12 protein-coding genes are annotated in these 13,415 nt (G+C 64.2%); 10 read left to right on the forward strand and 2 right to left on the reverse strand.

What is annotated here, in order from left to right:
* The 10 genes from H3H39_RS09670 (at nt 1) to H3H39_RS09715 (ending at nt 11,171) form a co-directional block, all read left to right on the forward strand.
* Nucleotides 1–294: a hypothetical protein gene (locus H3H39_RS09670; RefSeq protein ID WP_182153167.1), complete on the forward strand. Its 294-nt coding sequence runs from the start codon at nt 1–3 to the stop codon at nt 292–294.
* 152 nt (nt 295–446) lie between these two features.
* Nucleotides 447–1,994 (forward strand): glycerol-3-phosphate dehydrogenase, encoded by a 1,548-nt coding sequence (gene glpD / locus H3H39_RS09675; RefSeq protein ID WP_229217956.1) that lies wholly within the window; start codon nt 447–449, stop codon nt 1,992–1,994.
* A gap of 24 nt (nt 1,995–2,018) precedes the next feature.
* Entirely contained in the window at nt 2,019–3,119 is a 1,101-nt protein-coding gene (locus H3H39_RS09680) for an ABC transporter ATP-binding protein (RefSeq protein ID WP_182153168.1), read from the forward strand.
* Nucleotides 3,106–4,200, forward strand: coding sequence for an ABC transporter ATP-binding protein (locus tag H3H39_RS09685; protein WP_182153169.1), 1,095 nt, complete (start codon nt 3,106–3,108; stop codon nt 4,198–4,200). The genes H3H39_RS09680 and H3H39_RS09685 overlap by 14 nt, the downstream gene beginning before the upstream one ends.
* Entirely contained in the window at nt 4,197–5,087 is an 891-nt protein-coding gene (locus H3H39_RS09690) for a carbohydrate ABC transporter permease (protein ID WP_182153170.1), read from the forward strand. The genes H3H39_RS09685 and H3H39_RS09690 overlap by 4 nt, the downstream gene beginning before the upstream one ends.
* Entirely contained in the window at nt 5,080–5,892 is an 813-nt protein-coding gene (locus H3H39_RS09695) for a carbohydrate ABC transporter permease (protein ID WP_182153171.1), read from the forward strand. Before H3H39_RS09690 ends, H3H39_RS09695 begins: the two co-directional genes overlap by 8 nt.
* Nucleotide 5,893: 1 nt before the next feature.
* Nucleotides 5,894–6,178: a DUF2160 domain-containing protein gene (locus tag H3H39_RS09700; protein WP_220461491.1), complete on the forward strand. Its 285-nt coding sequence runs from the start codon at nt 5,894–5,896 to the stop codon at nt 6,176–6,178.
* A gap of 147 nt (nt 6,179–6,325) precedes the next feature.
* Entirely contained in the window at nt 6,326–8,071 is a 1,746-nt protein-coding gene (locus H3H39_RS09705; protein ID WP_182153172.1) for an ABC transporter substrate-binding protein, read from the forward strand.
* A gap of 115 nt (nt 8,072–8,186) precedes the next feature.
* Nucleotides 8,187–9,668, forward strand: a complete 1,482-nt coding sequence (glpK, locus tag H3H39_RS09710; protein WP_182153173.1) for a glycerol kinase GlpK — start codon at nt 8,187–8,189, stop codon at nt 9,666–9,668.
* Between the two features lie 246 nt (nt 9,669–9,914).
* Nucleotides 9,915–11,171 carry a maltoporin gene (locus H3H39_RS09715; protein ID WP_182153174.1) on the forward strand — a complete coding sequence of 419 codons (1,257 nt, stop codon included), beginning with the start codon at nt 9,915–9,917 and terminating at the stop codon, nt 11,169–11,171.
* Between the two features lie 51 nt (nt 11,172–11,222).
* Here the strand turns inward: H3H39_RS09715 and H3H39_RS09720 are convergent, their stop codons facing one another.
* A complete protein-coding gene (locus H3H39_RS09720; RefSeq protein WP_311196887.1) occupies nt 11,223–12,500 on the reverse strand; it encodes an NAD(P)/FAD-dependent oxidoreductase in 1,278 nt (425 codons plus the stop codon).
* Nucleotides 12,493–13,410 carry a muramoyltetrapeptide carboxypeptidase gene (ldcA, locus tag H3H39_RS09725; protein ID WP_182153175.1) on the reverse strand — a complete coding sequence of 306 codons (918 nt, stop codon included), beginning with the start codon at nt 13,408–13,410 and terminating at the stop codon, nt 12,493–12,495. The genes H3H39_RS09720 and ldcA overlap by 8 nt, the downstream gene beginning before the upstream one ends.
* Nucleotides 13,411–13,415 lie beyond the last annotated feature (5 nt).

Raw genomic sequence — 13,415 nt, forward strand, 5'->3', positions numbered from 1 at the left:
ATGAACGGTTTTTCACTCGATCGCAATGATACGCGCCTTGCGCGCATGTGGTTGAAATTTTTTTCATTCTTGTTCGTTGTAGTTGTTTTTATCGCCATCGAAATGACCATACGAGCACGCGCACGCCCCTTGCGCATCCAAAACGCCTGCTACATGCCCCAGTTGCGCGGCACATGCCAGCGCCAAAGAATTAATGTTCACATGAACCATAACGAACAAAAAAATGAACAAATAATTGTTGTAGTTTTTTCGAGTTTGCGTACAATGGCCATTCCAGCAATGCAGCCTTGCTAATAAAACCAACAAAAACTTGTCGCGAAGATAGCGCAAATATGGAGACGACGGCCGCAGACCAACGCGTCCAACATAAGGAATGAGCAAATGAACATATACCAACAGCTGCCACCCTGCCCCGTACGCACCGGCCACCGTCCGGCAAGCCGTCCATGATGATGACCAACAACCTCCCGGCAGCCAAACGCAGCTGCGATCTGCTGATCATCGGCGGCGGTATCAACGGCGCCGGCATTGCCCGTGACGCCATCGGCCGTGGCCTGAGCGTGATCCTGTGCGAACAGCACGACCTGGCCCAGCACACCTCGTCCGCCAGCACCAAGCTGATTCACGGCGGCCTGCGCTATCTGGAATATTATGAATTCAAGCTGGTGCGCAAAGCCCTGCTGGAACGTGAAGTGCTGCTGCGCGCCGCGCCGCACATCATGCATCCGCTGCGTTTTGTGATGCCGCACGACGCCAGCCAGCGTCCCGCGTGGATGATACGGGCCGGCCTGTTCCTGTACGATCACCTGGCCCACCGCAAGTTCCTGCCCGCGTCGAACGGCATCTCGCTGCGCCGCCACGAAGCCGGCGCGCCGCTCAAGGGAGACTACCGCAAAGGGTTCGTCTATTCCGACGGTTGGGTCGACGACGCCAGGCTGGTGGTGCTGAACGCGCTCGACGCCAAGGAACGCGGCGCCACCATCCTCACCCGCACCAAGTGCGTGGCCATACACCAGCAAGGCGAAGGCTGGCAGGCCACCCTGGACAGCGAAGACCAGGGCCGCATCGACGTGCAGGCGCGCGCCATCGTGAACGCGGCCGGGCCTTGGGCCGGCCAGATGGCCAACGCGGCCGGCGGCGGCAAGGGCCACGGCCTGCGCCTGATCAAAGGCAGCCATATCATCGTGCCGCGCCTGTTCAGCCACCCATACGCCTACATTTTCCAGAACCCGGACAAGCGCATCATCTTCGCCATCCCCTACCAGGATGAATTCACGCTGATCGGCACCACCGACCTGGAATACACGGGCGAACCGGGCGCCGTGCGGATCGACGACAGCGAAGTCGCCTACCTGTGCCAGATGGCCAACCGCTACTTCAGCAAGCAGATCAGCGCGGCCGACGTAGTGGGCACCTATTCCGGCGTCCGCCCGCTGCTGGACGACGCCTCGCAATCCGCGTCCGCCGTCACCCGCGATTACCTGCTCGAATGCGACCCACATGCGCCGCCCTTCCTCAATGTCTGGGGCGGCAAGATCACCACCTACCGCAAGCTGGCCGAGGAAGCGCTCGACATGCTGCAACAGCGCCTGGGCACGAGCGCGCCCGATTGGACGGCCGAGGAACCGTTGCCAGGCGGCGACCTGCAACAGCCAGGCGCCCTGGTGCGCAAGGGCGCGTTCGACCAGTTCCTGACGCGCCTGGGCCAGTCGCACCCCTGGTTGCCGGCGCCGCTGGCAAAACGCTATGCGCGCTGCTACGGCACCCGCCTGCAGCGCATGCTGGGCGACGCCAACAAGATGGCCGACCTGGGCGAGGAACTGGCGCCGGGCCTGTACGAACGGGAAGCGCGCTATCTGGTCACCGTGGAATGGGCCCGCAGCGCCGACGACATCCTGTGGCGCCGCACCAAATGCGGCCTGTACGCACAACCGCAACACCATGCCCGCCTGACCCAGTGGCTCAACCATGAGCGAGCGGGCCAGGCGGCATAAACGAACAACGCAAGGAGACGTGCAGTGATATTAGAGCTTAAAGATATAAGCCTGAGAGTTGGAGCAGAGACCTATCTGTACCCGATGGACCTGAAACTGGTCCCTGGCACCATCAATGTACTGCTGGGGCCTACCCAGGCCGGCAAGACCTCGCTGATGCGGGTGATCGCGGGCCTGGATCGTCCCACGGCCGGCCGCGTGCTGGTCGATGGCAAGGACGTCACCGGCGTCAGCGTGCGCGAGCGCAACCTGGCCATGGTGTACCAGCAGTTCGTCAACTACCCGGCCATGACGGTGTACGAGAACATCGCCGCGCCGCTGCGCCTGCAGCGCTGCCCGGCGGCGGAAATCGACCAGCGCGTGCGCGCCATCGCCACCAAGCTGCACATCGATCACCTGCTGCAACGGCTGCCCGGCGCCCTGTCCGGCGGCCAGCAGCAACGCTGCGCGCTGGCGCGGGCCTTGGTCAAGCGCGCCCCGCTGGTGCTGCTGGACGAACCGCTCGTCAACCTCGATTACAAGCTGCGCGAAGAACTGCGCATGGAACTGTCGTCGCTGTTCGCCGACGGCCAGACCACGGTGGTCTATGCCACCACGGAACCGCAGGAAGCCTTGCTGCTGGGCGGCCATACGGTACTGATGGACGCCGGCCGCATCCTGCAAACAGGCCCCACGCTGGCCGTCTACCAGCGCCCGGCCACGATCCGCGCCGCCGCCATCTTCAACGATCCGCCCATGAATATCTTCGAGGGCCATGTCGAGAACGGCAACAGCGTACGCCTGGACAACGGCCCCACCCTGTCCGTGGCGGCGCCCGCGCTGGAACTGCCCACCACCATGCCATGCAAGATCGGCGTGCGCTGCCACCACGTACGCCTGGCCGACGACGCCAGCCACGCCAACCGCATCGACTGCACCGTGGACCTGGCTGAGTTGAGCGGCTCGGAAACCTACGTCCACCTGCACCACGGCGCCAACAGCCTGGTGGCGCAAGTGCCGGGCGTGTACGCGGCCGGCATGGACGCGGCGGTGCAGGCCAGCGTCAGCCCCGATCATCTGTTCATTTTCGACGCGGACGGCGCCCTGCTGCGCGCACCCAAGGAGAACGCCCATGGCGCGCATTGAATTCCGCAACCTGGGCCACGCCTACGGCCCCAATCCCACCAATCCGCAGGACTATGCGCTGCAACCGATGAACATGGTGTGGGAAGACGGCGGCGCCTACGCGCTGCTGGGCCCATCGGGCTGCGGCAAGTCGACCCTGCTCAACATCATCTCCGGCCTGCTGGTGCCCTCGCACGGCCAAGTGCTGTTCGACGGCAAAGACATGACGCAGGTGCCCACGCGCGGCCGCAATATCGCGCAGGTGTTCCAGTTCCCCGTGTTGTACGACACCATGAGCGTGTACGACAACCTGGCGTTCCCATTGCGTAACCGCAAGATGCCGGAAAAAGAAGTGCACCAGCGCGTGCATGAAGTGGCCGAAATCCTCGGCATGACGCACGAGCTGAAAGTGCGCGCGGCCGGCATGTCGGCCGACGCCAAGCAGAAAATCTCGCTGGGCCGTGGCCTGGTGCGCAAGGACGTCGCCGCCATCCTGTTCGATGAACCGCTGACGGTGATCGATCCGCACCTGAAATGGCAGTTGCGCCGCCAGCTCAAGCAAATCCACCAGCAGCTCAAGCTGACGCTGATCTACGTCACCCACGACCAGGTGGAGGCGCTCACCTTCGCTGACGAGGTGGTGGTGATGACGAACGGGAAGATCGTCCAGAAAGGCACGCCGGACGCGCTGTTCGAACGTCCCGACCACACGTTCGTGGGCTACTTCATCGGCAGCCCCGGCATGAACTTCTACCCTGTCAGCCTGAATGGCGAGACGGACGCGGTCCAGATCGGCCAGCACCGGCTGGCCGTGGACCCGGCCACGGTGGCCGCCCTGAAAGGCGCCAACGGCAAGGTCAGCCTGGGCATCCGTCCCGAGTTCGTGCAACTGGCCGCCCCCGGCACGGCCGGTGCGCTGGAGGCGGACATCTGGCAAGTGCAGCAGCTGGGCACCTGCCAACTGGTGACCGGCACGGTGGCCGGCCATCCGCTCAAGGCCAAACTCGATAGCGCGGTCAACGTGCAGGCGGGACGCCACTGGCTGCGCCTGGCCCGCCCGGAAACCATCTTCTTCTGCAACGACGAAAGGATAGCGGGATGAACAAACCCTATCACAACAAGGCGTGGTTCTTCATCCTGCCCGTATTCCTGTGCGTAGCCTTCTCCGCCATCCTGCCCTTGATGACGGTGGTGAACTACTCGGTGCAGGACATCATCAGCCCGACCCAGAGCGTGTTCGTGGGGCTGGAATGGTTCCGCTCCATCATGCGTGATCCCGACCTGCACGGCGCCCTGCTGCGCCAGTTGATCTTCTCGCTGTGCGTGCTGCTGGTGCAGATTCCGCTGGGCGTGGGCCTGGCCCTGTCCATGCCGTCCAAGGGCTGGAAATCGTCGGCTGCGCTGGTGGTGTTGTCCATGCCGCTGCTGATCCCATGGAACGTGGTGGGTACCATCTGGCAGATTTTCGGCCGCGCCGACATCGGCCTCGGTGGCCACGCGCTCAACCTGCTGGGCGTGGACTACAACTACGCCTCCCACACCAGCGATGCCTGGCTGACCGTACTGCTGATGGACGTGTGGCACTGGACCCCGCTGGTCGCATTGCTGGGCTTCGCCGGCCTGCGCTCGATCCCGGACGCCTATTACCAGGCGGCCCAGATCGACGGCGCCAGCCGCTGGGCCGTGTTCCGCCACATCCAGCTGCCCAAGATGCGCGGCGTGCTGATGATCGCCGTGCTGCTGCGCTTCATGGACAGCTTCATGATCTATACGGAACCGTTCGTACTGACCGGCGGCGGGCCTGGCAACTCGACCACTTTCCTGAGCCAGTACCTGACCCAGAAAGCCGTGGGCCAGTTCGACCTGGGACCGGCGGCCGCGTTCTCGCTGATTTACTTCCTCATCATCCTGCTGTTCAGTTTCGTGCTCTACAACTGGATGCAAGGCGCGGGCAACAGCGCCACCACCTCGGAGACCGCCCATGGATAAGGCCAACCGCTTGCCACGCGCATTGACGCTGATGCTGTACGTGGGCTTCACACTGATCCCGCTGTACTGGATGCTCAACACCTCGCTCAAGACCAACGAGGAAACCCTGTCGGTGTTCAGCCTGTGGCCGCACCAGCTTACCTGGGACAACTACAAGACCATCTTCACCGATCCGTCCTGGTACAACGGCTACATCAACTCCATCATCTACGTGGCGTTGAACACCGTCCTGTCGTTGCTGGTGGCGCTGCCGGCCGCTTACGGCTTCTCGCGCTACCGCTTCCTGGGCGACAAGCACATGTTCTTCTGGCTGCTGACCAACCGCATGACGCCGCCGGCCGTGTTCCTGCTGCCGTTCTTCCAGCTCTACTCCACCGTGGGGCTGATGGACACCCACATCGCCGTGGCGCTGGCGCACATGCTGTTCAACGTGCCGCTGGCCGTGTGGATCCTGGAAGGCTTCATGTCCGGCATCTCGCGCGAGATCGACGAGACGGCCTATATCGACGGTTTCTCGTTCCCGCGCTTCTTCCTGCGCATCTTCCTGCCGCTGATCAAAGCCGGGGTAGGCGTGACAGCCTTCTTCTGCTTCATGTTCAGCTGGGTGGAGCTGCTGCTGGCCCGTACGCTCACTTCCGTCAACGCCAAGCCGATCAGCGCCATCATGACGCGCACCGTGTCGGCCGCCGGCATGGACTGGGGCGTGCTGGCCGCCGCCGGCGTACTGACCCTGATCCCCGGCATGCTGGTGATCTGGTTCGTGCGCAATCACATCGCCAAAGGTTTCGCCATGGGGAGGGTTTGAGATGGAAATGACATTTGCCTGGATGGCGTGGACCGCGCCCATCGCTATTTTCTTCATCGGCATCTTCCTGATGCTGGCCGGGATGACGGTATGGGAGCTGCGCTCGCCCACCGTGGAACGCAAGGGCTTCCTGCCCATGCGCACCACCCGTGGCGACCGCCTGTTCATCGGCCTGCTCACGGCCGCCTACATCAACCTGGCCTGGGTCGCGCTGACCGAGATGAGCCAGTGGGTGGCGGCCGGCCTGGGTTTCCTGGCCCTGGTCGTGATCATGGCCAAGGCGTGAATTTTTTTTGTTGGACGCGTTGCCAAGTCGCCAGTGTTGATATACCGGCCGCCTGGCAGCGCTAGCTGGACAATAAAGCAAGAAGAGACACCCTTCCGTCTCCATTGCGGCAGTCCCTGGGAAGGCAATACTACAAGTGGAGAAGACATGAAGAGAAGCACTCAAGCGGCGTTCAAGCTCAGTCTCGTGGCAGCTGCCGTGCTGGCACTGTCCAGCAACGCCTGGGCCGACAGCAAGTCGGCTGAAAAGTGGATCGACACCGAATTCAAACCCAGCACCCTGTCGCGCGCCCAGCAGCTCGACGAAATGAACTGGTTCATCAGCGCCGCCGCCAAACTGAAGGCCAAGGGCGTGAAGGAAATCCACGTCGTCTCCGAGACGCTCGACACCCACGTATACGAATCGAAGACCCTGGCCAAGGCGTTCGAGGAAATCACCGGCATCAAGGTGATCCACGACGTGATCCAGGAAGGCGACCTGGTGGAAAAGATGCAGACCTCCATGCAGTCCGGTAAATCGATCTACGACGGCTGGGTCAACGACTCGGACCTGATCGGCACCCACTACCGCTACGGCCAGACCGTGGTGCTGTCCGACTACATGGCCGGCCCCGGTAAGGAATACACCAATCCGGGCCTGGACCTGAAGGACTTCATCGGCACCAGCTTCACCACCGCGCCGGACGGCAAGATGTACCAGCTGCCCGACCAGCAGTTCGCCAACCTGTACTGGTTCCGCGCCGACTGGTTCGCGCGCAAGGACCTGCAGGCCAAGTTCAAGGCCAAGTATGGCTACGACCTGGGCGTGCCGCAAAACTGGTCGGCCTATGAGGACATCGCCGCCTTCTTCACCAATGACGTGAAAGACCTGGACGGCAAGAAGGTGTTCGGCCACATGGACTACGGCAAAAAAGACCCATCGCTGGGCTGGCGCTTCACCGATGCCTGGCTGTCGATGGCCGGTACCGCCGACAAGGGCATCCCGAACGGCCTGCCGGTGGACGAATGGGGCATCCGCGTGGCCGCCGACAAGTGCACGCCTGTGGGCGCGTCCGTGGCACGCGGTGGTGCGACCAACTCGCCGGCCGCCGTCTACGCGCTCACCAAATACCTGGACTGGATGAAGCACTACGCACCGCCAGAAGCGCTGGGCATGACCTTCTCCGAAGCCGGCCCGGTGCCGGCCCAGGGCCAGATCGCGCAACAGATCTTCTGGTACACCGCCTTCACGGCCGGCATGACCAAGCCTGGCCTGCCCGTGGTGAACGCGGACGGCTCGCCAAAATGGCGCATGGCGCCCGGCCCGCACGGCCCGTACTGGAAGGAAGGCATGCAGAATGGCTACCAGGACGTGGGTTCCTGGACCTACCTGAAGAGCACTCCGCCTGACCAGATGTCCGCCGCCTGGCTGTATGGCCAGTTCGTCACCTCGAAGACCGTGTCGCTGAAAAAATCGCTGGTGGGCCTGACCTTCATCCGCGATTCGGACATCCGCTCCAAGGCGATGACGGACATGGCGCCGAAATTGGGCGGCCTGATCGAGTTCTACCGCAGCCCGGCCCGCGTGGCGTGGACCCCGACCGGCAACAACGTGTCGGACTATCCGAAGATGGCGCAGCTGTGGTGGAAGAACGTCTCCACCGCCATCTCGGCCGAGAAGACCCCACAAGGCGCGATGGACAACCTGGCCGAGGAGATGGACCAGATCATGTCCCGTCTGCAGCGCGCCGGCATGAAGAACTGCACGCCCAAGCTGAACGACAAGAAGGATCCGGCCAGCTGGCTGTCCAACAACGGCGCACCTTGGGCCAAGCTGCCCAACGAGAAGCCGAAGGGCGAAACCATCGCCTATGACACGCTGCTGAAGGCGTGGAAGGAAGGCCGCGTGCGTTAATCCCGCGCGGGTCCGCAAGGCCGGACTTGGGCGCCCCGGCGCGCAAGTCCGGCCTTGTCGAGACCACCCATGCAACAACCTTCGCAACAACCCATTAAGCAGGACAGACAACGTTATGGCCTATTTGCTGGCACTGGACCAGGGCACCTCAAGCTCGCGCACCATCGTCTTCCGCGACAGCGGCGAAATCGTCGCCTCGGCGCAGCAGGAATTCACCCAACACTTTCCGCAGCCCGGCTGGGTCGAACACGACGCGCAGGAATTGTGGAGCAGCCAGCTCGCCACCGCCCGCGCCGCGCTGGCCAAGGCGGGCATCAAGGCGGCCGACATCGCCGCGCTGGGCATCACCAACCAGCGCGAAACCACCGTCGTCTGGGAACGGGCCACGGGCCGTCCCATCTTCAACGCCATCGTCTGGCAGGACCGCCGCACCGAGGCGCTGTGCGACCGCCTGCGCGCCGATGGCCTGGCCGAAACGATCCGCCACAAGACGGGCCTGATCCTCGACCCCTATTTTTCCGCCACCAAACTGAACTGGATCCTGAACCACGTGGACGGCGCCCGCGCGCGTGCCGCGCGTGGCGAACTGGCCTTCGGTACGGTGGACAGCTGGCTGGCCTGGAACCTCACCGGCGGCCGCCTGCATGTGACGGACGTGAGCAACGCCGCCCGCACCATGCTGTGGAATATCCATGAAGGCTGCTGGGACCAGGAGCTGCTGGCCTGGCTGGACATTCCACCGGAAGTCCTGCCCGAAGTGCGTCCGTCCAGCCACCAGTATGGCGCCACCGACGCGCAATGGCTGGGCGGCTCCGTGCCCATCGCCGGCCTCGCGGGCGACCAGCAGTCGGCCCTGTTCGGCCAGGCCTGCTTTGAGCCCGGCATGGCCAAGAACACGTACGGCACCGGATGCTTCATGCTGCTCAACACGGGCGAGCAATGTGCCGATTCGAAAAATGGTTTGATCAGCACCGCGGCCTGCCAGGCCGGCGCCACCCGCCAGTACGCGCTGGAAGGCAGCGTATTTGTCGGCGGCGCCGTCGTGCAGTGGCTGCGCGATGGCCTCAAGGCCATCAACAGCACGGCCGAAGTGGAAGCACTGGCCGGCTCCGTCCCCGATTCCGGCGGTGTTGTATTTGTGCCATCTTTCACGGGATTGGGCGCGCCGTACTGGGTGCCGTCGGCCAAAGGTGCCATACTGGGATTGAGCCGCGGTACCACCCAGGCTCACATCGCGCGTGCCGCGCTGGAAGGTATCGCCTTCCAAAGCGCAGCCCTGCTACAAGCCATGATGCGCGATGCGGCCACGCCGATCACCGAACTGCGCGTGGACGGCGGGGCCTGCGCCAATTCCCTGCTGCTGCAATTCCAGGCCGACCTGCTGGGCATTCCCGTCCTGCGTCCGCAAGTGACGGAAACCACGGCCTTGGGCGCCGCATATCTGGCTGGCCTGTCCAGCGGCGTCTATCGCGACCGCGAGCAACTGGCCGCGCAATGGCGGGTCGAGCGCGTGTTTGAACCGGCCATGGACCGGGCCCAGGCGCAAGAACGCATGCACAGCTGGGAGCGCGCCATCAGCCAGGTGCGCCCTGTTTAACCGCTTCATCGCAAGAACCCGAATTCGAACCGCTAGTGGACTGTAAGGGAGAATCGGTCGTGAAGGACGCGCCGGCGGCGCACAGGGCAAGGCGCAAAGCGCAGCGATAGCGGGCTATCGCGAGCATTTGCAACGCAGCCATGGGCGTTGCCGGCACGGCAGGCACGATCGATTCGAACATTACAGTTCACTAGGTTCACAGAGCGTGGTGCTGCACACCACAACATTAAAAGAGGGAGATAAGGCATGACACAACGGATGTTGAAACTGCTGCCACTGGCCATCGCGGCCGCGCTGGCGAGCGGCGCGGCCTGCGCCGATGCTGGCCACGACGAGGAAGGCTTCCACGGCTACCTGCGCGCCGGCTCCGGCACCAGCTCGGGCCACGGCCCGCAAGCTTGCTACGGCCTCGGTGGCAACACCATGAAGTACCGCCTCGGTAACGAGTGCGACGCCTACTTCGAAGGCGGCTACACCAAGGAAGTGGCCAAATCGGCCGACGGCGTGAGCTTCGTCGCCACGCTGTGGGGCACCGAGTACAACTCCGGTTCCGATTTCGGTGACGCCAAGCTGGGCCTGGCCAAGGCCTACGTGGAAGCGAAAGGGCTGGACTTCCTGAGCGGCGGCGTGGCCTGGATCGGTAAGCGCTACTACTACCGTCCCGACATCCACATGCTGGACCTGCAGTACATCAACCTGAACGGCACCGGCGGCGGTATCGACGGCGTCAAGGCCGGCCCCGGCAAATTCAGCTACGCCGTGTTCAAGGATAACGACAGCAATATCATCAATCCCCAGACCGGCCTGGTGACCAACACCAACGCCGCCATTCGCCAGAACTTCATCTACGAAGGCCTGCCCGTCAACCCGGGCGGCAGCATCGACGTGGCCACGTCGCTGATCACGGCGCAGGGCGACGGCCGCCACGGCGGCTGGCAGTTGACGGTACTGCACAAGCAGGACAAGGTCCTCGGCGGCGGCAATACCTTCGGCGTGCAGTACGGCGTGGGCGCCGGCACCGGCATTGGCGTGGGCAACGACCGCATGGGCGCGGCCGGCAGCACCCTGCTCAACTCCGACGTTAAACGCAGCCGCATCTTCGACGACCTGGTGGTGCAGCCCACGCCGGAATTCAGCATGGAATTCGTCGCGCTGGCGCAGCACGACCGCTCCGACGCCACCGGCTCGACCACCTGGACCACGCTGGGCGCGCGCCCAGCGTATGCGCTCAACAACCACTTCAAGCTGCAATTTGAACTGGGCACGCACCGCGTCACCCAGCCGGGCGCCGACACGCTGCGCCTGACCAAGCTGACGTTCGCGCCCACCATCACGGCCGGCAAGGGTTATTGGGATCGTCCGGAACTGCGCGCCTACATCACCTACGGCAAGTGGAACGACGCCGCCCGTGGCGCCGTCAACGCCAACAACAACTCCGGTCCTGTGTTTGGCAGTAACACCAGCGGCACCTCCGCCGGCCTGCAAGTGGAAGCCTGGTTCTAAGGCCTTCCTGCCGCCGCGTCGTCCTGGCGCGGTGGCGTTTCTATTGCCGCATTATTGCCGCATCCAGTCGCGCAGCTCGTAGTACCAATAGGTGAGCTGCGCGGCCAGCAGGCCGGCATGGCCACCCGTGGTGGGCAAGCCCCACTGGCTGAAGCGGTCAAGGTCGGCACGCTCGCCCAGGATGGCGCGGGCCAGCACTTCGCCCGACAGGGTGGTGGGCGCCACGCCGTGGCCGCCGAAACCCATGCCGTACCACAGTCCTTCCGGCAGACGGCCCAGTTGCGGCATCTTGTGGCGGCCGTAACTCATCATCCCGCTCCACGCGTACTCGACCCGCGTACCCGCCAGTTGCGGGTACACCTTGAGCATGTCCTGGTACAGCAAGCGCGCCACGTCCGGCGCGCCGCGCTCGCGGATCGAGATGCGCCCGCCCCACAGCAGGCGGCTGTCTGCCAGCGGCCGGTAATAGTCGAACGCGAAACGCGTGTCGTAGATGGCGGCGTTGGTGTTCAGCGCCGTTTTCAAGCGGTCGCCCAGCGGCTCCGTCACCATCACGTAGGTGGCGATCGGCAGGATGGCGCTGGCCAGCTTCGGATACAGTCGTTCGATGTAGCCGCCGCAGCACACCACCACCTCGCGCGCATGCACCGCGCCCTGCCCCGTGCGCACCGACCAGCCTTCGCCTTCGCGCACGATGCGCGTCACGCGGCTTTGCTCGTACACGTGCGCGCCGCCGTCGGTCAACGCCCGGGCCAGGCCTTGCGCGTATTTGAGCGGGTGGAAATGGAAGGCATTGGCTTCGTACAGGGCGCCGAAATAACGTTCGCTGCGGGCGCGCTGCGCGAATTCGGCGCGGCTCACACGCTGCCATTGCACACCCAGTTTGTCGGCCATGAAGCGCTGCTGGTCGTCCAGGACGCGTTCGTCGTCGAACCAGTTGGCCAGGTAGATGCCGCCATGCGTGGCGTTGCAATCGATGCCGTAACGCGTCATGCGGCGGCGGATATGGTCGACCGCGTCCAGCGTCAATTGGTACAGTTGCGCGCCGCGGCCATCGCCAGCCGCGTCCAGCAGGCCGCGCTCACCGAGCGAGTAGCCGCCGAATACAAAACCGCCATTGCGGCCCGACGCGCCATGGCCCACGGTTTCCGCTTCCAGCACGACCACATGCTTTTCGCCCCGCTCCAGCAGGGACAGTGCCGTGGACAAGCCGGCGAAACCGCCGCCGATCACGCATACGGCGGCCGAAGTGCTGGTCGCCAGTGCGGGCCAAACGGGTGTGTCCGCGCTGGCGCGGTAGAAGTTCTCTCCGATACGCTGGTCAGCCACGGGACAGCGTCGGATAATCGACGACCGTCAAATCGAATCCTTCCGCGTCCGACACCACATGGCCCATGCCGCCGTACGGCAGCGTGCAGCGCTCCTTGATGTGGCCGAACGGCAGCCCGGTCAGCACCGGTATCGGCAAGCGCTCGCGCAGGAAGGCGAGCATGGTGTCGAAGTCGTAGCCGTTATCGGCGGGGTTCAGCTTATAGCCGGAGAAATCCCCCAGTACCAAAGCCTGCTGGCCATCCAGCGCGCCGGCGTACAGCAATTGCAGCACCATGCGCTCGACCCGGTACGGGTGCTCGTTGACGTCTTCCAGGAACACGATGCCGCCTTCGATCGGCGCGAACATCGGTGTCCCTAGCAGATGCACCAGCATGGCCAGGTTGCCGCCCCACAGCCGTCCACGCACATCCACTTGCGGGTTATTGCGCGCCGTGCCGCGCACCCGGTGCGATGGGCCGCGCACGCAGTCCCAGAACTGATTGAGCGTGTACTCGACCGGTTCGGCGCGGATGAAATCATCGCACATCATCGGGCCGGCGAAACTGGCGCGGCCCGTGTGCTTCCACAGGCCCATATGGAAGGCCGTGAAATCGCTGTAGCCGACGAACAGCTTGCCGCTGTCGGCCATGGCCTGGAAATCAATCTCCGGCAGGATGCGGCTGATGCCGTACTGGCCGCGCAAGGCCACCACGATCTGCGCCTCGGGATCGGCGGCGGCGGCGTTCAGTTGCGCCAGCCGGCCTGCGTCCGTATCGGCGAAGCGCAGGTGCTTGCGGGACGGATCGTAGTAGTTGTGGACCATGATGCCTTGGGCGCGCAGGCGCGCGATGCCCAGCTCCAGCGCGGCGTCGTCGGGCGCGTAGCCGCCCGGTGCCGCGATGGCGATGCCGATGTTCGTTGTGCTCAAAAATT

The sequence above is a fragment of the Rugamonas apoptosis genome (genome assembly GCF_014042355.1).
Taxonomy (GTDB): domain Bacteria; phylum Pseudomonadota; class Gammaproteobacteria; order Burkholderiales; family Burkholderiaceae_D; genus Rugamonas; species Rugamonas apoptosis.